This is a genomic window from Polaribacter sp. KT 15 (assembly GCF_900143115.1).
Lineage (GTDB): Bacteria > Bacteroidota > Bacteroidia > Flavobacteriales > Flavobacteriaceae > Polaribacter > Polaribacter marinaquae.
In genome coordinates, this window is sequence record NZ_LT670850.1 from 187,945 (window position 1) to 209,075 (window position 21,131).

The 21,131-nt window shown below is 28.9% G+C and carries 21 protein-coding genes; 11 read left to right on the forward strand and 10 right to left on the reverse strand.

Features of this window, described 5'->3' with window-relative positions:
• Positions 1-22 precede the first annotated feature (22 nt).
• Genes B5464_RS00945 through nadC form a run of 3 tightly spaced genes read right to left on the reverse strand, consistent with a single transcriptional unit; the run spans position 23 to position 2,428 of the window.
• Complete coding sequence (locus B5464_RS00945; protein ID WP_079736826.1) at positions 23-967, reverse strand: YihY/virulence factor BrkB family protein; 945 nt, start codon at positions 965-967, stop codon at positions 23-25.
• A 26-nt stretch (positions 968-993) separates the two neighbouring features.
• Positions 994-1,566, reverse strand: coding sequence for a pentapeptide repeat-containing protein (locus tag B5464_RS00950; RefSeq protein ID WP_079736827.1), 573 nt, complete (start codon positions 1,564-1,566; stop codon positions 994-996).
• Position 1,567: 1 nt separating this feature from the next.
• Entirely contained in the window at positions 1,568-2,428 is an 861-nt protein-coding gene (nadC, locus tag B5464_RS00955; RefSeq protein ID WP_079736828.1) for a carboxylating nicotinate-nucleotide diphosphorylase, read from the reverse strand.
• Positions 2,429-2,515: 87 nt separating this feature from the next.
• Here nadC and rlmH point away from each other — a divergent pair, with 87 nt between their 5' ends.
• Positions 2,516-2,989 (forward strand): 23S rRNA (pseudouridine(1915)-N(3))-methyltransferase RlmH, encoded by a 474-nt coding sequence (gene rlmH, locus B5464_RS00960; protein WP_077809581.1) that lies wholly within the window; start codon positions 2,516-2,518, stop codon positions 2,987-2,989.
• Here the strand turns inward: rlmH and B5464_RS00965 are convergent, their stop codons facing one another.
• Entirely contained in the window at positions 2,990-3,784 is a 795-nt protein-coding gene (locus tag B5464_RS00965; RefSeq protein ID WP_172830838.1) for a helix-turn-helix domain-containing protein, read from the reverse strand. It abuts the gene before it with no gap.
• A gap of 269 nt (positions 3,785-4,053) precedes the next feature.
• Between B5464_RS00965 and B5464_RS00970 the strand changes: the two genes are divergently transcribed.
• From B5464_RS00970 to B5464_RS00985, 4 genes are all read left to right on the forward strand, one after another.
• On the forward strand, positions 4,054-4,635 hold the full coding sequence (locus B5464_RS00970) for a non-canonical purine NTP diphosphatase (RefSeq protein ID WP_079736830.1): 582 nt from the start codon (positions 4,054-4,056) through the stop codon (positions 4,633-4,635).
• A gap of 19 nt (positions 4,636-4,654) precedes the next feature.
• A complete protein-coding gene (locus B5464_RS00975) occupies positions 4,655-5,683 on the forward strand; it encodes an iron ABC transporter permease (RefSeq protein WP_079736831.1) in 1,029 nt (342 codons plus the stop codon).
• Positions 5,684-6,481, forward strand: a complete 798-nt coding sequence (locus B5464_RS00980; RefSeq protein WP_079736832.1) for an ABC transporter ATP-binding protein — start codon at positions 5,684-5,686, stop codon at positions 6,479-6,481.
• Between the two features lie 68 nt (positions 6,482-6,549).
• Positions 6,550-7,599 carry a M28 family metallopeptidase gene (locus B5464_RS00985; protein WP_079736833.1) on the forward strand — a complete coding sequence of 350 codons (1,050 nt, stop codon included), beginning with the start codon at positions 6,550-6,552 and terminating at the stop codon, positions 7,597-7,599.
• Positions 7,600-7,671: 72 nt separating this feature from the next.
• Here the strand turns inward: B5464_RS00985 and msrA are convergent, their stop codons facing one another.
• Positions 7,672-8,325, reverse strand: coding sequence for a peptide-methionine (S)-S-oxide reductase MsrA (gene msrA, locus B5464_RS00990; RefSeq protein ID WP_079736834.1), 654 nt, complete (start codon positions 8,323-8,325; stop codon positions 7,672-7,674).
• A 280-nt stretch (positions 8,326-8,605) separates the two neighbouring features.
• Here msrA and dnaX point away from each other — a divergent pair, with 280 nt between their 5' ends.
• Positions 8,606-10,321, forward strand: a complete 1,716-nt coding sequence (gene dnaX / locus B5464_RS00995; protein WP_079736835.1) for a DNA polymerase III subunit gamma/tau — start codon at positions 8,606-8,608, stop codon at positions 10,319-10,321.
• Here the strand turns inward: dnaX and B5464_RS01000 are convergent.
• Positions 10,297-12,141, reverse strand: coding sequence for a sodium:proton antiporter (locus B5464_RS01000; protein ID WP_079736836.1), 1,845 nt, complete (start codon positions 12,139-12,141; stop codon positions 10,297-10,299). The genes dnaX and B5464_RS01000 overlap by 25 nt on opposite strands.
• A 600-nt stretch (positions 12,142-12,741) precedes the next feature.
• On the opposite strand from B5464_RS01000, the gene B5464_RS01005 reads away from it, so the two are divergent.
• Entirely contained in the window at positions 12,742-13,323 is a 582-nt protein-coding gene (locus B5464_RS01005) for a tRNA-(ms[2]io[6]A)-hydroxylase (RefSeq protein ID WP_077809590.1), read from the forward strand.
• A gap of 16 nt (positions 13,324-13,339) precedes the next feature.
• Positions 13,340-13,771 carry a DUF4268 domain-containing protein gene (locus B5464_RS01010; RefSeq protein WP_077809591.1) on the forward strand — a complete coding sequence of 144 codons (432 nt, stop codon included), beginning with the start codon at positions 13,340-13,342 and terminating at the stop codon, positions 13,769-13,771.
• Between the two features lie 61 nt (positions 13,772-13,832).
• Here B5464_RS01010 and B5464_RS01015 read toward each other — a convergent pair whose 3' ends face one another.
• Positions 13,833-14,171 carry a DUF4870 domain-containing protein gene (locus B5464_RS01015; protein WP_079736837.1) on the reverse strand — a complete coding sequence of 113 codons (339 nt, stop codon included), beginning with the start codon at positions 14,169-14,171 and terminating at the stop codon, positions 13,833-13,835.
• 178 nt (positions 14,172-14,349) lie between these two features.
• Between B5464_RS01015 and B5464_RS01020 the strand changes: the two genes are divergently transcribed.
• The 3 genes from B5464_RS01020 (at position 14,350) to mnmE (ending at position 17,291) form a co-directional block, all read left to right on the forward strand.
• Entirely contained in the window at positions 14,350-14,850 is a 501-nt protein-coding gene (locus B5464_RS01020) for a Dps family protein (RefSeq protein ID WP_077809593.1), read from the forward strand.
• A gap of 49 nt (positions 14,851-14,899) precedes the next feature.
• On the forward strand, positions 14,900-15,802 hold the full coding sequence (locus tag B5464_RS01025; protein ID WP_079736838.1) for a mechanosensitive ion channel family protein: 903 nt from the start codon (positions 14,900-14,902) through the stop codon (positions 15,800-15,802).
• A 94-nt stretch (positions 15,803-15,896) separates the two neighbouring features.
• The gene (gene mnmE / locus B5464_RS01030) at positions 15,897-17,291 is read left to right on the forward strand and encodes a tRNA uridine-5-carboxymethylaminomethyl(34) synthesis GTPase MnmE (RefSeq protein ID WP_079736839.1); all 1,395 of its coding nucleotides are present in this window, start codon (positions 15,897-15,899) and stop codon (positions 17,289-17,291) included.
• A 58-nt stretch (positions 17,292-17,349) separates the two neighbouring features.
• Here mnmE and B5464_RS01035 read toward each other — a convergent pair whose 3' ends face one another.
• Genes B5464_RS01035 through B5464_RS01045 form a run of 3 tightly spaced genes read right to left on the reverse strand, consistent with a single transcriptional unit; the run spans position 17,350 to position 21,056 of the window.
• Positions 17,350-17,829 carry a DUF4625 domain-containing protein gene (locus B5464_RS01035; protein ID WP_079736840.1) on the reverse strand — a complete coding sequence of 160 codons (480 nt, stop codon included), beginning with the start codon at positions 17,827-17,829 and terminating at the stop codon, positions 17,350-17,352.
• Between the two features lie 52 nt (positions 17,830-17,881).
• Positions 17,882-18,652, reverse strand: coding sequence for a DUF4625 domain-containing protein (locus tag B5464_RS01040; RefSeq protein WP_172830839.1), 771 nt, complete (start codon positions 18,650-18,652; stop codon positions 17,882-17,884).
• A gap of 49 nt (positions 18,653-18,701) precedes the next feature.
• Positions 18,702-21,056 (reverse strand): TonB-dependent receptor, encoded by a 2,355-nt coding sequence (locus tag B5464_RS01045; protein WP_231963622.1) that lies wholly within the window; start codon positions 21,054-21,056, stop codon positions 18,702-18,704.
• Positions 21,057-21,131: the final 75 nt, after the last annotated feature.

Below are 21,131 nucleotides of genomic sequence, written 5' to 3' on the forward strand. Positions count from 1 at the left end.
GAGTGCAAATATCGTGAAAAAGTTATAATTTTTTAGGTGTTCTAAAGGTTTTATTTAACCTTCTTAAAGAGTAAATAGAAGCGTTTAATTCGAAACCAAGCAAAAGTATAATTGCATTTAGCCAAATAAACAACATCAATATTAAAAGTGTACCAATAGAACCATACAACTCGTTGTATTTGGCAAATTCGTTTACATAATAACTAAATAAATAGAAAGTTAAAATTGATAAAAGCGTAGTAAATACAGCTCCTGGGGAAAAAAATTTAGAATGTTTACCTTCTTTAACGCCATAATGATATAACATAGATACTGTTAAAAATATCATCAATAAAAATATAAAACCTCTTACTAATTGAATCCAAATAATGTTATCTTCTAACCAACCTAATGTTACCATGTCTTTTAGAATTAATTCGAAAAATATTATTAAAGATACCGTAACAAGTAAAAATAAAACGATAATTATAGATACTAACATTGCTACAAAATAAGAACGAAAAACGTTTCTTACTTCTTTAACATGATACGAATATTCGAAACCACCAAAAATAGCATTTACACCATTTGTCATTAAAAATATTGAACCAATAAAACCAAATGATAGCAAGCCTCCATATTGATTTTTGATAATATCAACTAACACAGAATCTACCGCATCAAAAGTTTTTGGTGGTAAAACATCAGAAATTACAGATAATAAACCTTCTTGAGCGCCTTCTATTGGTAAAAACGGAATTAAAGTAAGCACAAATAACATAAATGGAAAAATTGACATAAAGAAACTATATGCAATTCCGCCTGCTCTTGTTGTTAAAGCACCTTCTACAATACCAATAAAATACATTTCTAAAACATCATATAAAGACATACCTTCTAAACCCGGAATCTTGATTTTCTTACCGAGTTTTACCAAAATATTTATAATTGGTATTTTTTCTAATTTGTCTTCTATTTCTTTTGTCATTAGCTAATACTAATTAGTAATATATATTATTCTATTACAATTTTATAAGAAATTAAAAGTCCTTCGATAGAACTTCTACTAAATTTGGCGCCAGATAATTTATTTTGATTAAGATTGATATTAAAGTTTTTAGCACTTCTAAAATCAGATTTTTCAATATTTGTATTAAAGAAAACAGCTCCTTTTAAGTCGGATTTATCAAACAAAGAGTTATTTACAACTGCTTCTGTAAAATCTGCTGCTTCTAAATTACAATTCAGAAATTTAGAATTCGGAATTTTAAGTTTATAAAATGATGTGAAATTTAATTGACATTCTTTAAAAGAAAGTTCTAATAAAAAAGGATCTACATCATCAAACTTAACACCAATCATCTTACAATTTACAAAACAAACATCTTTAAAAGCAGTATTTCCTATTACTGTATTGCTAAAGTTACAATCTATAAACTCACATTCTACAAACTGAATATTTGACGCATGAATTCCTTCGAAATTACAATTGTTAAAAACACAATTGTCGTATTCTCCTTTTTTAATTTTGGTCGAAGTAAAATCTATTTTCGAGTAGGTTTCGCTATCAAAAAAACTGTCTAGCATTTTAGTCTATTGCTTTTAAACTTAAATCTAAATTATAAACCGAATGCGTTAATGCACCAGAAGAAATATAATCTACGCCACATTCTGCGTATTTTCTAATCGTATCTTCGTTAATTCCACCAGAAGATTCTGTTAAACAAGTATCACCAATTAAAGCTACAGCTTTTCTAGTATCTTCATAATTAAAGTTGTCTATTAAAATTCTATAAACACCTTCTACAGATAAAATTTCTTTTATTTCTTCTAAACTTCTTGCTTCTACAATTATCTTAATGTCTAAGTTTTTTTCTGCCAAATATTTCTTAGTTTTTGTAATTGCCGCTGTAATTCCTCCCGCAAAATCTATATGATTGTCTTTAATCATTACCATATCATACAAAGCAAACCTGTGGTTTTCTCCGCCACCAATTTTAACAGCCCATTTTTCTAGAGCTCTAATTCCTGGTGTAGTTTTTCTGGTATCTAAAACCTTTGTTTTTGTACCTTTTAATAAATCAGCAAAAAAAGCAGTTTTAGTAGCAATTGCACTCATTCTTTGCATAGCATTTAAAACCAAACGCTCTGCCATTAATATAGATTGCGATTTACCTGCAACATGAAAAACAACATCGCCATACTTTACTTTTTCTCCATCATTTATAAAAGTTTCTACTTCTAAATCTTTATCTACATAAGAAAAAACTTGTTTTGCAAATTCTACACCTGCTATAATACCATCGTCTTTTACCAATAATTTTGCTTTACCAGTAGCATCCGCAGGAATACAAGAAAGAGACGTGTGATCTCCATCGCCAATATCCTCACGAATTGCATTCGTTATTATAAGTTCTAGTTCTTTTTCAAATTGTTGTTTCGATATCATATTTTCTGTATTCTGATGTAAAAATAGTATTTTATATTATGAATTACGAATAACAATTTACTAATTGATAATTTGTAATTTTGCCTTATGAAAATTAAATTATTAGCCATCGGTAAAACAGATAATAAAAACCTTTTATTATTGATTAATGAATATGAAAACCGATTAAAACATTATGTAAAATTTCAGCTAGAAATTATACCAGATATTAAAAATGTTAAGAATTTAAGCGAAATACAGCAAAAAGAAAAAGAAGGAGAATTAATTTTATCGAAACTTCAGAATACCGATCAATTGGTGTTGCTAGATGATAAAGGAAAACATTATACTTCTATTGAATTTTCTAAGTATTTACAGAAAAAAATGAATGCTGGTTTAAAACAGTTGGTACTGGTAATTGGTGGTCCTTATGGTTTTTCTGATGCTGTTTATAAAAAGGCAACAGGCAAAATTTCTTTATCTAAAATGACTTTTTCTCATCAAATGATTCGTCTTTTTATTGTTGAACAAATTTATAGAGGTTTTACAATTCTAAAGAACGAGCCTTATCATCACGAGTAACTATTCCGTTTTATTATTGATTAAAATTCTGTAAAGTAAAATTATTTCGAAAATTTCTACAGTAAGTTGAGTAAAAATTGCAATCGGCGCTAAAATAATTAGTAGCAAACAAACACCTGTAATTATTTCTAAGATTCCTGTCCATTTAGACAAATCTCCAAAATTGATTAATCTTTTAATTGCAATACCAAAAAGAATGCTTAAAACACCATAACTTACTAATTGTGCAATACCAAAAACACCTATAAAGTCTTGCCATATGTATAAGGATGTAATATCTAATAAAGAGAAAAAGAACGTAAAAACAATAATTAAAAATGCGCTTATTTGTAATAAATAATTACGAAACAGAACTCCAGTAATCACAAATCCTCGGTAGAATAAAAACATAGAAATAATAGCAACACTTTTTATGATAATGTATATCATTTTAAAAAATGGACTATCTTTTTCTAAACTTATTATATCTGCTCCTATTTCAAAGAAAACTGTTAAGAAATAAACAATACCAAAAATCATTGCAAGGTTTAGTTGCTTGTTGATACTATTTTTGTTTATTCTTAAAATTCCATCGAACTTACCAACTTGGTAAGGTTCTTTAAAAACGGTTTCATAATCAAAACCTAAAACTTCTAAAATAGCTTTAATTGTATAACTTCTAGGAGAAACATCGCCAGCTTCTATTCTTTGAATTGTTCTAACATTAATATTACATTGTTCTACCAATTCTTCTTGAGTAAAACCTTTTTGCTTTCTTAATTCTAAAATCTTTTTTCCTAGTGCAGGTTGTTCCATAATATGTTGTTTGTTAAATTCCATACAATGTTAATGCTGTTATTTAAAATTACAAATTAATTAGTTACTTTTTAACCCTACATTTCCACGACAAACCAATGATAACAAGGGTTTACAGAGAACATCATTTTTAAGTATTTTATTCTGTTCGATTAAAAAAACAACTTTTTAAAAAGTTTTAATATCTTAAAATAATTAAAGACTAATATAAACAATTCTTTTACCAACACTTTTGTTTGATTACTTTTGTAAAAAACTACGTTTTAAAAATGAAATTAGTCTTCGCCACAAATAACTTAAATAAACTAAAAGAAGTACAAGAAATACTTTCTGATTCTATAGAAATTTTAAGTTTAAAAGATATAAACTGTTTTGATGAAGTTGATGAAACTGAATTAACGTTAGAAGGCAATGCTAAATTAAAAGCAAATCATATTACAAAAAAGTATGGCTTTAATTGTTTTGCAGATGATACTGGTTTAGAAGTAGAAAGTTTAGATAATAAACCCGGAGTTTTTTCTGCTCGATATGCTGGTGAGCCTTCAAATTCTGAAAACAACATGCAGAAATTGCTTTCAGAATTGAAAGACAAAGAAAATAGAAAAGCGCAATTTAGAACTGCAGTTTGCTTAAATTTAAATAACGAACAATATATTTTTGAAGGAATTTGTGAAGGAGAGATTTTAAAAGAGAAACAAGGTGAAAAAGGTTTTGGTTACGATCCTATATTTAAACCTGCAGGTTTTTCTGAATCTTTTGCAGAAATGTCATCCGAAGAAAAAAACAAGATTTCACATAGAGGTTTAGCGATACAAAAGTTGGTTAAATTCTTAAATGAAAATCATTCTTAAAATTTTGTAAAACAAATTAATGCTTCAAAAGAACTATAAAAGACATTTTATTTTATTAGCTATAGTACTTCTTCTCTTGTTTATTTTAAACATTAGTTTAGGTTCTGTTTCTATACCAATAAAAGACATTTTAAACATTCTTTTTACAAATAATGCAACCAAAGAAAGTTGGCAAATAATAATTATAAATTTTAGATTGCCAAAAGCAGTAACCGCTGTTTTGGTTGGCTCTGGTTTATCTGTTGCTGGTTTATTAATGCAAACATTGTTTAGAAATCCTTTAGCTGGTCCTTTTGTTTTAGGTATTTCTTCGGGCGCAAGTTTAGGTGTTGCTTTATTAATTTTAGGAAGCTCTTTATTTGGCGGTTATTTTTTAAGTAATTCGCTTTCTAATTGGTCTTTACCAATCGCTTCTAGTTTAGGTGCATTTTTTGTTTTATTTGCCGTAATAATCGCTGCCAATAAAATTAGAAATACGATGTCTATTCTTATAATTGGTTTAATGTTTGGTAGTTTAACTTCAGCAATTATTAGTGTTTTGTCTTATTTTAGTGAAGCAGCTCAAATTCAACAATTTATATTCTGGAGTTTTGGTAGTCTTGGTAACTTATCATGGCCAGAACTTTCTATATTTTTTATCATTTACATTATTGGTGTTATTGCTACAGTTGCAATAGTAAAACCTTTAAATAGTTTTTTATTAGGAGAAAATTATGCAAAAAGTTTAGGCATCAATATTAAAAGAAATAGAAATATCATTTTATTAATTACAAGTTTATTAACCGGTGTAATTACTGCTTTTGCAGGCCCAATTGCATTTGTTGGTTTAGCTGTACCACATGTTGCTAGAATGTTATTTACAACTTCTAATCACAAAATTTTAATTCCGGCGGTTTTAATAATCGGTGCAATTGTTATGCTTATTTGCGATACTATTGCACAATTACCAACAAGCGAATTTACTTTACCTATAAATGCAATTACCTCTTTATTTGGAGCGCCAATTGTAATTTGGCTGCTTGTTCGAAAAAAGAAATTATTTGTTTAAATGAACGAAGAAAAAAAACATATTGTAATTTCTACTGAAAACCTAAATATTGGTTATCAGCATAAAAAACAAGATAAAATTGTTTTATCTGATATTAATTTATCCTTAGAAAAAGGTGAATTGGTCTGCGTTTTGGGTAAAAACGGAATCGGAAAGTCTACTTTATTAAGAACACTTTCTAAAGTGCAAAAACCAATTTCTGGCCATATTAATTTAGAAGGAAAAAAATTAAGTACTTACAAAGAATACGAACTTTCTAAAAAACTAAGTTTGGTTTTAACAGAACGTTTGCCAGAAAGTCAATTAACAGTTTACGAATTAATTGCTTTAGGTAGACAACCACACACTAATTGGTTAGATACACTTACAAGTAATGATACCAAAAAGATTGATTTAGCGATTTCTCAAACAGAGATTTCGCACTTAAAAGATAAAAGGTTTTACGAATTAAGCGACGGTCAATTACAACGGGTTTTAATAGCAAGAGCATTGGCACAAGATACAGAAGTAATTATATTAGACGAGCCAACTGCACATTTAGATATGCATCAAACTTTAAACATTTTTGCACTTTTAAAAAAATTGGTTTTAGAAACTAAAAAAACAATTATTATTTCTTCACATGAAATAAATCTTGCTTTAAAAATGACTGATAAAATTATACTTTTAAAAGAAAATGAAGTACAATTTGGCACTACCGAAAAGCTTATTAAAAGCAATGCCTTCGATAATTTATTTCCCAATAATTTGTTAATATTTAACAAAACCTTACAACAATTTGTAATAAACAAAAGCTAATTTTGATGATAGTGTAACATTTTGTTACATTTGAATACTAATTACAAAAACAAATACTTTTTACATCGATGAAAAAAATACTTTATCTTGCTAGTGCTGTAGCTTTTATGGCTTGTGGTTCTAGTAAAAATGCTTCTAATGAAGATGCAAACGTAGATCATGCTGCTAAATATGCAGCAACAATTACAGCCAAAGATTTAGGTAATCACCTATTTACTTATGCTTCTGATGAGTTTGAAGGAAGAAATACTGGTGAACCTGGACAGAAAAAAGCTGTTGAATATTTAAAAAACTTTTATGTTTCTGAAGGAATTGTTTCGCCATTAGGTGGAGATGATTATTTTCAAGAAGTACCAGCAGAATGGATAAACAAAAATGTACGTAGAGGAAAATTTAAAGATTCTGAAAACGTAGTTGCTTTTATTAAAGGTACAGAGAAACCAGACGAAATTGTAATAATTTCAGCTCACTTAGATCATGAAGGTGTAAAAAACGGAGAAATTTATAATGGTGCGGATGATGACGGTTCTGGAACTGTTGCTATTTTAGAAATTGCACAAGCTTTTCAAATGGCTGCTAAAGCTGGTAAAGGTCCAAAACGTTCTATTTTATTTTTACACGTTACCGGAGAAGAAAAAGGTTTGTTAGGTTCTAAATACTACGCAGATGTAGATCCTTTATTTCCTTTAGCAAATACTGTTTGCGATTTAAATATCGATATGGTTGGTAGAATTGATGACAGACATAAAGAAGACCCAAATTACGTTTATTTAATTGGTTCTGATAAATTAAGTACAGAATTACATAACTTATCTGAAACTGTTAACAAAAAGTATACAAACATTAACTTAGATTACAAATATAATGATGAGAAAGATCCTAATAGATTCTATTACAGATCAGACCATTATAATTTTGCAAAAAATAACGTGCCAATTATTTTTTACTTTAACGGTACACATGCAGATTACCACAGACCATCTGATACACCAGACAAAATTAACTACGAGTTGTTAGAAAATAGAACTCGCTTAGTATTTCATACTGCTTGGGAAGTTGCCAATATGGATAAAAGAATTATTGCTGATAAAGCAGAAGCTAAGAAAGAAACTAAATAATAGTTTTTTTTAAAATTGAATAAAAAAAAGCAACTCATAATGAGTTGCTTTTTTTTATTCATAACTTAAAGTTTAATGCGCACTTTTCTTTAATAACTGCGGATATTTTTTCTTAAACTTGTTTAACCTTGGCACAGAAACCGCCTTTACATAACTTTGGTTTGGATTTCTTCTTTCAAAATCTTGATGATACTCTTCAGCCTTATAAAATTTTGTAAACTTAGTAACTTCTGTAGCAATCTTACGCTTATAAACTTCGGCATTTAATTGCTTAATAGCATTTTCAATTATCTTTTTTTCATTTTCTGTTTTGTAAAAAGCAATCGATCTATATTGTGTACCGTAATCTGGATGTTGCCCATTTTTTGTTGTTGGGTTATGAGAACCAAAGAAAACTGTAACTAAAGTTTCGAAACTAACTTCCTTAGGATTATAATACACCGCAACTGTTTCTGCGTGACCTGTTTTACCTGTTCCTATTTTCTCGTACGTAGGATTTAAAGTATTACCACCAGCATAACCAGAAACTGCCTCTTCTACTCCTGCTACACTTTCAAAAATTGCTTCTACACACCAAAAACATCCACTAGCAAAATAGGCAACTTCTGTGTGTTCTTGCGGAACATACATTGCTTCTTTTTGGGTATCTTCTTTGTTTGTAAAACCAAAACAAGAAACTAATAATAGCGCAAAACTAGCTACAACAATAGATTTAATTATTTTCATATTCTTTATTTTTAATAATTGATAAAATAAAAATTGCACCAAATATAAAAAGCGAATATTTGGCACAATTTTCTGAACTTCTAATTCAAAATATATAAATCCTGAATTATTTATTAAGTCGCAAAATTACGCATCTTTTTACAGTTGTTTACAACTTTAGCATTTTGTTAAGAAAGCTGTTTGTGTAAACCCCCCTAGATGATTATTTTTGTTAAAGATTTATAATAAAATAAGCAATTGTTATTTTTAGCTTTGCTTACATCAATAGAAAATATAATTAATGGAGCATTTTATAGTATCAGCGCGTAAATACCGTCCTAATAATTTTGAGGATGTTGTAGGGCAACAAGCCATTACAAATACGTTAGAAAATGCTATAAAAAACAATCATTTAGCACAAGCACTGCTTTTTACTGGTCCTAGAGGAGTTGGTAAAACATCATGCGCTAGAATTTTAGCTAAAAAGATTAATCAGCAAGATTCAGAAACTTCAGAAAATGAAGATTTTGCTTTTAATATTTTCGAATTAGATGCAGCGTCTAACAACTCTGTAGATGATATTAGAAACCTAACAGATCAAGTTAGAATTCCGCCACAAACAGGTAAATACAAAGTTTATATTATTGATGAGGTACATATGCTATCTCAGGCAGCTTTTAACGCTTTCTTAAAAACGTTAGAAGAACCGCCAGCGCATGCTATTTTTATATTAGCAACTACAGAAAAACATAAAATTATACCAACTATTCTTTCTCGTTGTCAAATTTTCGATTTTAAAAGAATTGGTGTTTTGGACGCTAAAAACTATTTAAAAACGATTAGCGAAAAAGAAAATATTACTGCAGAAGACGATGCACTGCATATCATTGCTCAAAAAGCAGATGGTGCAATGCGTGATGCATTATCTATTTTTGATAGAGTTGTAAGTTTTTCTGGTAAAAATTTAACAAGAGAAGCTGTTACAGAAAATTTAAACGTACTAGATTACGATACTTATTTTGAAATGACAGATTTGTTAATAGATAATAAAATACCAGACGTTTTAAATGCATTTAACACGGTATTAAGTAAAGGTTTTGAAGGGCATCATTTTATCAATGGTTTGGCAAGTCATTTTAGAGATTTATTAGTTGCTAAAGATAAAGTTACTTTAGACTTACTTGAAGTTGGAGACAATGCTAAGAAAAAATATTTAGCTCAAGCAACAAAAGCTAGCATTCCGTTTTTAATGCAATCCATTAAAAAAGCCAATGACTGTGACTTGAATTACAGAGCTTCTAAAAATCAACGATTATTAGTTGAATTAACTTTAATGCAAATTGCCTCTATCACTTTCGATGGAGAAAAAAAAAAGCCAGCTAATTACATAATTCCAGCAACGTTTTTTCAATCTTTATCACCTGCAAAAAATAAAAAACCAGCAGCTATTATAAAAAATGCTGCATCAGAATTAACTTCTAAACAAACTGCAACAGATAAAAAAGAAGCTACAGAAGTTGCTAAGCCAAAACCTGTCTTAAAAAACTTTGGTCGTTTAAATAAACAACCTAGTAAATATTCTTTAAAAGGTTTTAATCAACAAACTAAAGTTAAAAAAGTTGTTGTTGAAGAAAATTTTGACAATCATCCTAAAGATTTCTTTACCGAACAAAAGCTACAAGAAACTTGGAAGGAATACGCACAAAATCTACATAAAAAAGGAGAACGAAGCATGGCTTCTATTGTTGGTACAGATATTCCTAAATTAGAAAAAGGTTATAAAATTTCATTTTCTGTACCTAATAAATTGATGAAAGATCAATTTTTAAAAGGAAGACCAAAATTATTAAATTTCTTAAGAGAAAGTTTAAATAATTACGGCATTGACATCAATGTAATTTTAAATGAAACTACAGAAAAGAAATTTGCTTACACTCCGCAAGAAAAATATATCAAGCTAAAAGAAAAAAATCCGCTATTAGATAAGTTGCGTCAGACTTTTGAACTAGACTTATAAACATCACCAATATTTTTACCTAAGTAAGATAATATTAAATTCTCTTTAGTTTCTTCTGTTTTATCAAACTCTGGCACTAAGAATATACCTTGACCTTTTTCTACAAATAACGGAATCGATTTTTCTTCTTTAGACAAAGCATCTAAAATAGCATTATATTCGGTTTCATTATCTATTTCTACCTCAATTATTGAAGGGTTTTCTCTATAAGCCTCACTTAAATTAATATAATCATCATTTGGTGTAAAAAAGTTTTTACGCTCGTTAGCTGTTGCTTCTTTTATTTCTTTAGATGACGCTAATTTATAAGCTCCGTGTTCTCCAAACACATCAGAAAAACTATTTAAAGCATACTTATTCACCATATCACTACCTGTTAAAGCTATTAAATAGCCAACATCGTTTAACTCTATATTATCTGTTAAATCTCCGTCATAAATATCAACATTTAAAGCCTCTAAACCGTCTTTTGAAGCCTGTTCTATAAAGTTTTTATTAGAATCTATTAAAATGACTCTTTTACCTTTGTCTTTTAAATAATTTGCTATTAATCTAGAAGGATTAGAAGCACCTACAAATAAAATAGCATCAGATTTTTTAAGAAAAACACCAATCATTTTTGCAAACATTCTTGCTGTAGTAGCGTTTAATAAAACTGTACCTAATACAATCATAAAAACCAATGGCGTAATATATTCTGCTCCTTCGACTCCTTGTTTTAAAAGTTTACTCCCAAATAAAGAAGCAATACCAGCAGCAACGATACCACGCGGTCCTACCCAACTTATAAAAATCTTTTCGTTTAATTTTAATTTAGAATTAAATGTACTAGCAAAAACGGCTAATGGTCTTATAATAAAAACAACCAAGGCAAATAAAGCAGCAGTTTTCCAGGTATATAATAAAAGTAAATCTTCCATTTTAATATTTGCTGCTAGTAAAATAAATAAAATTGAAATCAGCAATACACTTAAAGATTCTTTAAAATATAATAGTTCTTTTAAGTTTTTTAATTTTCCGTTTCCTAAAACCATTCCCATTACAACTACAGCCAGTAAACCAGATTCGTGCGCAAACATATCTGATAAAACAAAAACCAATAATACCGTTGATAGAGAAACAACATTTAATAAGTAATGCGGAATTAATTTTTTGTTAACAGCATAAGCTAAAGCATGCGCAAATGTAAACCCGAAAGTAGCACCAAATAATAATATTTTACCAAACTCCATTAATGCAGTTTTTGTAAATCCACTTCCACCACCAACACTAATAAATTCAAAAACTAAAACGGCAACCAAGGCACCAATTGGGTCTATCAAAATACCTTCCCATTTTAATACCGTTGAGATGTCTTTTTTAAGTGGAATATTTCTTAAGATTGGTGTAATTACTGTAGGACCGGTAACAATAATTAATCCTGCAAATAGAAAAGATAAATCCCAACCTAAATCAAAAAAATATCTAGCTACAATTCCTGCACCAAAAAACGTAATGGCAGAACCCAACGTAATTAACTTTGTAATTACAGGACCAACGTTTTTTATTTCACTTCTTTTAAGTGTTAAACCACCTTCAAAAAGAATGATACTTATTGCCAAAGAAACAAAGTAATACAAACTTTCTCCAGGAAACAATCCTTTTTCGCCGTTCCATATTGGTTCAATCCACTTAGACCCGTCTTCACTTAAATATGTTGCAGCAATTGGTCCCACTAATAATCCTATTAAAATTAATGGTAAAATTGCAGGTATTTTAAATTTCCAAGCAAACCATTGGGCTAATATTCCTAATATGATAATTCCGGCTAACTCTAACATACTTCTTTGTAAATTTATTAAGAGGTAAATTTAAGAATGTTTCATCAGCCTAAAAATATAAATGTACTTTATTTTTTACAATACATAAAACTTAAACAAAGATAGAATTACCAACAAAAACCTATTCAAAAACAATATATAAATGAAAACTTTACATAAAACAACATAAAAAACTCATTTTAAGATAAATAAAATAAATTAAAAACGTTTTAAAAAATTTAAAAAAGCAAGAAAGCAATCAAAAACAACTTTTACAAACAAATAAATACCCAAAACAGACCTAATTACTATAAATTATCAAAATCTATTCTAACTAAAAATAAAATAAATACTTTATATAAACACCATTAAAATACTGACAAACATATATTTAAAACTTAATTAATGACAAGATAAAAAGAAATATAATACTTAAAAAAAACTTAAAAAAGAAATAATTTTAACAAACTAGCAGGCATATTTATCAGAGTAAAAAATTATAAAATAATTACCATCATTGAAAGAGAATAAACTAATTTTGTCGTTTAATTAATTTGTTAAAAGTGAAATTTTTAATATCTTAATTACCTTAATAAAAATAAAATCTACTAGTTATAAAAGATGTTAGGATTACAATTTGAAACAGCTACTTCTTGGGCAGAAATTGCCAAAGTAAATTTAGAACAAATATTAACAGATCATGCTTTTCTAGAACAAAAAGCTGCTTCTAACGCAGTATCTATTATTATTAATTATTCTGAAGAAACAGAGCTTGTAAAAGAAATGAGTAATATTGCCATAGAAGAAATGCAACACTTTAAAATGGTGCATTTATTGATGGTTAAAAGAGGAATGGTTTTAGGAAGAGAACAAAAAAATGATTACGCAGTAAGACTACAAAAGTTCTTTAACAAAACAAAAGACAGAACAAATGCCTTGGTACAACGCCTACTAATTGCCGCGTTAATAGAAGCCAGAAGTTGTGAGCGTTTTAAAGTTTTTTCTGAAAACATGGAAGATGAAGAACTTTCTAAATTCTATAAAAATTTAATGATTTCTGAAGCAAACCATTATACAACTTTCTTGTCTTTCGCTAGAAAATATCAAGATAGAGAAATTGTAGATGAAAAATGGAACGCTTTGCTTGCTTTTGAAGCAGAAATGATGAGAGAGCGAGGCAATAGTGCAAAAATTCACGGATAATAACACTTTATAGCGCATGTTTTCTAAAGCAGAAGCAGAATTAATACGTAAAGAATTTTGGACTAGTTTTGGCAAATCTTTTCCGAAGAAATGGTTACTATACAACACTAAAGTGAAAGGCTTGTCTTTTAAATTTGTTGCAGATAGAAAAAAAGCTGCTGTTTGTCTAGATATCGAAAATCCGGATGAATTGGTAAACCTACTCTACTACGATCAAATGCTTTCTTTAAAAGTTCTATTAGAATCAGAAATACCAGAAGTAATTTTTGATGATGATTTCTTGTTAGAAAATGGCAAAACTATTCATAGAATTTATGTTCCTTTTGATAAAAAGTTTAGCATTCATAATAAAAATACCTGGCGAGATTGTTATGAGTTTTTTGTTGACACAATGACCAAATTCGAAATGTTCTTCTACGAATATGAAGATGTTATCAAAAACATATAAATGTAAAAATAAAAAAACCGTCTCTTTTAAAGACGGTTTTTTTGTGGACTATAATTAGTTATTATTTTAAAAATTTGATACTAAAAGGATAATTTGGTTCTTCATTATTATTCACTTTAATGGCATTTATAATCGGAAAAATTAAATAAAATATACCAATGGTGATAAAACCTAAAATACCTAAGCCAAACAATAATATTAACGGTATGCAAATTAGAATGTAAATAAACATCGAAATTCTAAAATTTAAAATAGCTTTTCCGTGCTCATCAATACCAAAAACCTCATCTTTTTTTAGCAACCATAAAATTAATGGAACTAAAAAACCACCGATTCCTGTTATAAAGTCTAATAACTGACTTAAATGCATAACTACTAATAACTGTTTGTCTTCTTTCATGTGTATGTGTAATTGTTTTTAAAGTTGATTACCTATTAGACGCTAAAACCCTTGTTCTGTTACAAAAAACTTTAAAAGACCTGGCAATATAGCATTTGAGTTAAGAAGAAAACTATTTGAGCAAAACGAAAACGAAGTACTAACGTAATTTTGTATTGAACATTTAAAACATATAATTATGAATTATTTAAATATAGAAAAAGACCAAATTTTACCAGTAGTAACAGAATTAAACGTGCTTTTAGCAGATTACCATGTATACTATCAAAAACTAAGAAACTTTCATTGGAATGTATTAGGAGAAAACTTTTTTGACCTACACAACAGATTTGAAGAAATGTATAATGATACAAAAACTAAAATCGATGAAGTTGCAGAAAGAATTATTACTTTAAAATACCACCCTATTAGTAAATTATCAGACTACATAGAAATTTCTAGAGTAAAAGAATCTAGTCCGTTACTAACCGATAAAGAAATGGTAGCAACAATTATAGACGATCATAAGATTTTAATAGAACAATTAAGTAAAGTTATTGATAGAGCAGATAAAGCAAATGACGAGGGTACAATAGATTTAATTGGTGCCTACATTAGAGAATTAGAAAAATCTACTTGGATGTTGAATGCTTGGTCTAAAAACACCAAAGATGCTTTAGATACTAGTTTTGTTAAATAGTACTTTTTATTTCCGATTGAAATAAAGTATTAATTAAATAAAATATAAGATGAATAAAATAGTAGAAAAGTTAGAAACCTGGAAAGATATATTTATTAAAAACATACCAAACATTGCAATTGCATTGGTAGTTTTAGTGATAGCATACTTTGCCTCTAGAGCAATGAATTCTATCGTAAATAAAACTATTGGTAAAAGAATTAGGCAAAAATCTGTTAGAGATTTAGTCTCTAGAGTCGCCTCTGCAGTTACCATTTTAGTTGGTTTATATCTAGCCATGACAGTTTTAAAGTTCGACGATACATTAAAAACAATCGTTTCTGCAGCTGGGGTTTCTGGTATTGTTATTGGTTTAGCCTTACAAGGTACTTTGTCTAATACAATATCTGGTGTGGTTTTATCATTCAGAAAAAACCTAAATATTGGTAATTGGGTAGAAACAAACGGTTATGCAGGTGAAGTTATCGATATCAATTTAAACTACTTTGTTATTAGAGAAGCAGATAATAATATGGTTGTTTTACCAAACAAAACTATTTTAGAGAATCCTTTTAAAAATTATTCTTTAACAACTAAAATGAGGATTTCTATTGAATGTGGTGTAGAATATGGTGCAGATTTAAAGAAAGTTGAAAAACTTACCACAGAAACAATCAGAAAAAACTTTAATCAAGATGAAATAGGTAAAAAAGTTGAATTTTACTTTACAGAATTCGGAGACAGTTCTATCAACTTTTTATGTAGATTTTGGGTAGATTCAGAAAATGCTTTAGAGAAATTAAAAGCAAAAAGTAATGCGATTGTTGAAATTAAACAAGCTTTTGATAACGAAGGAATTAATATACCGTTCCCGATGAGAACTTTAGAGTTTGTACCAAACAATAAACTAAATTTATCTCAAGTTAAAGAGAAGCAAGATTCTAAAAAAGAAGAATATTTAGAAAACGCATAACTAAATACAATCATAAATTTCAATTAAATCTGTCAATTTATTTTGACAGATTTTTTTTGTTCCATTCACAAAAATCTTTATGTATTTTTGCATCATGATTAAAAACGATACTATTATTGCTTTGGCTACACCATCTGGTGTTGGTGCAATTTCTGTAATTAGACTTTCTGGTGAAAACGCAATTGATATTGTAGATGCCAATTTTAAATCTATTAAAAAAGATAAAACATTAGTAACCCAAAAAACACACACAATTCATTTGGGTCACATTATCGAAAATTCTATAATTATTGATGAAGTTTTAGTCTCAGTTTTTAAAAATCCTAATTCTTATACTGGTGAAAATGTTGTAGAAATATCTTGTCATGGTTCTAGCTTTATTCAGCAAGAAATTATACAATTATTCCTAAAGAAAGGTTGTAGAATGGCTGATAACGGTGAGTTTACAATGCGTGCATTTTTGAATGGTAAAATGGATTTATCGCAAGCGGAAGCTGTAGCAGATGTAATTGCCTCTAATTCTGCAGCAAGCCATCAAATGGCAATACAACAAATGCGTGGCGGAATTACAAACGAACTAAAAAACTTAAGAGCACAATTATTAGATTTTGCAGCTTTAATAGAATTAGAGTTAGATTTTTCTGGTGAAGATGTAGAATTTGCAGACAGAACCAAATTTAAAGAATTGGTTGCAAAAATAACTTTTGTATTAAAACGTCTAATCGATTCTTTTTCTTTTGGAAATGCCATGAAAAATGGAATTCCGGTTGCAATTATAGGTGAACCAAACGTAGGGAAATCTACACTTTTAAACGCTCTTCTTAATGAAGAAAAAGCTATTGTTTCTGATATTGCTGGTACAACAAGAGATGCTATTGAAGATGAATTAATTATAGATGGTGTTGCTTTTAGATTTATTGATACCGCTGGTATTAGAGAAACGGAAGATGTTGTAGAGAATATCGGAATTAAAAAAACATATGAAAAAGCTGAAAATGCACAACTAATTATCTTTTTAATAGACTCTAATAAATATGCATATTCTAGAGAAGATTTTCTAGAAGAAATTAACACCATTAAAAACCGTTTTCCTAATAAAAGACTGTTAGTAATTGCCAATAAAATAGACACTTTATCTTGTCATGACAGTTCTATTTTACAATCGGATATTGAAAATTTACTTTTAGTATCTGCAAAAAGTAAAATAGGTCTAGAAACTTTAAAAGATGAATTAACTTCTTTGGTAAATATTGGTGCTTTAAGTAATAACGAAACAATTGTAACAAATTCACGTCATTTTGAGGCATTAAACAATGCTTTATCTGCAATAAATTCTGTACAACAAGGTATCGATTTAGAAATTTCTACGGATTTATTTTCTATTGATATTAGAGAATGCCTTCGTTATTTAGGTAATATTACCGGAGAATATGATGTTGATAAAGATATTTTAGGACACATTTTTAGTAATTTTTGTATCGGAAAATAAAATTAAGATTTTTCTCAGCATTAATAAGCTGAAAAAAATCTAAGTTCTAAATGTTAATTTATTCTCCTATTTTAATATCTACAGAAGTTCTAGATTGCCAACCCGTTTGGTCTGTTACAGAATATGCACAATGATAATCGCCAGTATCGATATCTTCTGGAATTTTAATTGATACATTAATTTCATAGTTAGTTTGTTCTCCTTCGATCTCAAAATTTTCTACATAAATTAACGGACTACCAGCTTGCTTTAAGGGTTCTAAGCTACATTCTGCAATTTGATCATCGTGCGTATGATGATCGAAATTATGGTGAATATCTATACTATAAGAAGCCAAAGCTTTATTATCTGTAACCTTAGCTCTAAAGCTATAAGTTTCTCCTCTTTTTAATTGAGTACATCCTTTAGGAAAACCTTCGTTGTAATTGATACTTATTGTTGGTTTCTCTACATCTTTATCTATGCTGTCACTACCAGAACAAGCACTAATAAATAAGGTAAATAATAAAAGATAAAAATAATTTAGATTTGTTTTCATATAATAAGATTTAAACCGCACACTAAATTAGTATGCGGTTAATTAGATTTAATTATGCAGTTACATCAATATGAGTTTCATACTCTTTAGTGTTACCGTCTTCATCTTCTACAGTAAACATAATATGATACTCTCCTGCTGGTGCAGTTGCTGGTATATCAATGTGCTCATGAAATTCTACTGAATTTTTATCATGGTAACCCTCTGTATATTCTTTTTCAAAATCCCATTCTACTTCTCCGTCTCCTACTGCAAGATCATGTGCATGAATATCTACAGAAATACTGTGGATTCCGTTTACAGCATCAATCATAAATTCTGCGTGTAAATCTTTACCTCTTTGAGCTGTTGCATCCACAGACATATCACTTAAAGCAATTGGGTCTAAAACATCTACATGTCCTTCAACTTCTGTAGTATTTCCTAATTCATCAGTAACTATTAATTCTACATGATATTCTCCGGCAGGAATATTTGCAGGCACATCTACATGCTCATGAAAAGTTGGATTAATAACTAAGTATTTAGCATCTGTATAAACTTGCTCAAACTCCCATTCTACTTCGTTATCTCCAACTGATAAATCATGTCCGTGGATATGTAAAGTAATACTACTTACTACTGCTTCTGCAGTTATATCTGCTTCTAAATGAATATCAGAACCTTTATATGCAACTTGGTCTGTTGTATGATCACTTCCTTCCCCGAATTCGAAGTTAGAAATTACTGGTGCGCTTAATTCAATTTCTTCTTCACTACTACAAGATTGTAAAGTAATACCGACAAAAGCGATAATGGCTAAAAGTTTAAAATTTGTTTTCATAATTTTGGTTTTCATTGTGTTTAAATTAATTATTGTTTGTTGATTTATATTAAAAAGGAATTGTTAAGGATACAGATACGTTTCTACCTGCTTCTGGCACATCTATTAATCTGTAAAAGCTAGTGTGATTAAAATATTTAGTATCGAAAACATTATTTAGCTTTACTCGCATTTCTACCGGATTGTTGTTTTTAAAAACATCTAAACCTGCTAAGAAAGACATATTTAAAACCTGATAACCTGCTGTTTTTTCTTCTGGTGGCACAATTTCTTCTTGTGCTGCGGTTACTCTTAAATCTGCCATAAATTGCGGATTCTTAAAAAAGAATAAATTTTCTAACTTATAATTAACAGATAAAACAGTCGATAAAGGCGGAGAAAAAGGAAGTGTAAATCCTTCTTTTGGTCCGCTTGTTTGTCTAGAATACACATATTCTAAAGATGCGTTTAATAACAGTTGCTTTGAAACAGCAGCACTTGCTTTTAACTCGCCTCCTGCTCTAAACACTTTTGCTTGTGTGTACTCGTAAATTTGTAAAGTTTCGTAGTAATTTGGTGTCGGATTTAAATAGATATAATTATCAAAAATATTTACAAACGGACTTACACCAATGCTAAATCTATCATTTGAATGTTCTATATCTATATCTAATTGATAAGAAACCTCTGGATCTAAATTGATATTACCTCTTTCATATCTATACATATGATAATTAACTCCATCCGAAGCCAACTCACTAGACAAAGGCATTCTAAAACTTCTACCTACATTTACTTTGTAAGTTGTTTTATTATGAATATAACTAAGACCAAAAGAAGCACTTAAATTACCAAAGTTTACCGTTTTATTTTTTGATCTCTGTAAAAACACATTAGATGTAGAACCATCATTATTATTTACTCTAGATTGAAACCAATCAAAATATGCTTTTGTATCTACAAAACCATAATCATAACGCAAACCTCCTAAAAAATGTAAATTAGAATTTATTTCATATTGATCGTATGCAAAAGCTCCTACTGTAAATCGATCATATTCTGGAATCAAAAATCCCCAACCACCAATATTATTATCTTGATATTCTACATTTAAACCTACAACCATATCGTGTTTGTAATTAGGTTTAAAAGCATCTCTTGCATTAAATGTAAATGTATTTTTCTTAAAAATTCTTTCTACAGGATTTGGAGGAGTTGGCATAAATCCATGTGGCACAGGTTCTGAATGTTCTTCTCTATGATTGTTTTGAAATCCGAAGTCGAAATGCAACGTATGATTATCTAAATTAACTGTAGTATTATTAGTAATCTTAAAATGATTTACTTTATGAAACGGCAAATCAACATCTCTATTAGAACGATCATAATCTATACTAGAAGTTCTAACCTCTAAACCGTGTGCATTTGCAAAAAATCCGTTTTTAGCATTTACATTACTAAAAACAGTTTCTGTTGCAAAATTTTCTCCAACAAACCCAATACTAAAACTAGCATCTGCCTCATTACCTGCAGTATTTCTTAAATTATTGTCATATAAATTAAAAATGTAATTTTCATAATTAATTTGATCTGCTGGCACTTTGTAATCTGCATAATCTCTATAAGTTAAGCGACCACGATAAAACCAGTTTTGTTTTCGAGTAGAAATTCCTGCAGAAATTCCTAATAAATCGTTATTGGTTTCTGCTAGAATATTTACTTCTCCTTTTGTTGAATTTGGTAACGGAATTTTATTTGGCTGAATATCTACAACACCGGCAATTGCATCCGAACCATATAATAAAGATACGGGGCCTTTAATAATTTGAATATTTTCTATACCGTGTTGATCTATTTCTAAACCATGATCGTTTCCCCACTGCTGTGCTTCGTGTTTGATTCCGTTTTGCACAACCGCAACTCTGTTAAAACCTAAACCTCTAATTACAGGTTTCGATTGACCAGAACCAATATTAATAGTGCTTACCCCAGGAATTTTACTAAGAGTTTGCATTAAACTATTTTCTCTATTACTTTTTAAAAATTCTTTTGAAACCACTTGAGATACAATTGGTGTTTCTTTAAGCTTTCTTTGTTTCGATTTTCCTAAAACTTTAATTTCGTTTAATGTTGTAGTGGCTTCATTCAAATAAATAGTTAACTCTTTGGATTCAGAATTAATAGTTTCTGATATTGTTTTGTCTATAAAACCAACATGAGAAACCTTAAAACTATAAGTACCTTTTATTAGATTATTTAATTTAAACTCACCTTTTTTAGAGGATATAGCATAACCTTTCTTACCAATAACATTAGCACCTTCTATAGGTTTTAACGTTTTTGCATTTAGAACAGTTCCGTTAATTTGATAAGACTTTTGTGCTGTTGTATTAAAACAAATACTACAAAAGAGTATTAAACTCAATAAAAATTTAAACATAATTGTATTCTATAAGATTTATACAATATTCTCTAGCAAGAATTTTGATAAAACCCGTAC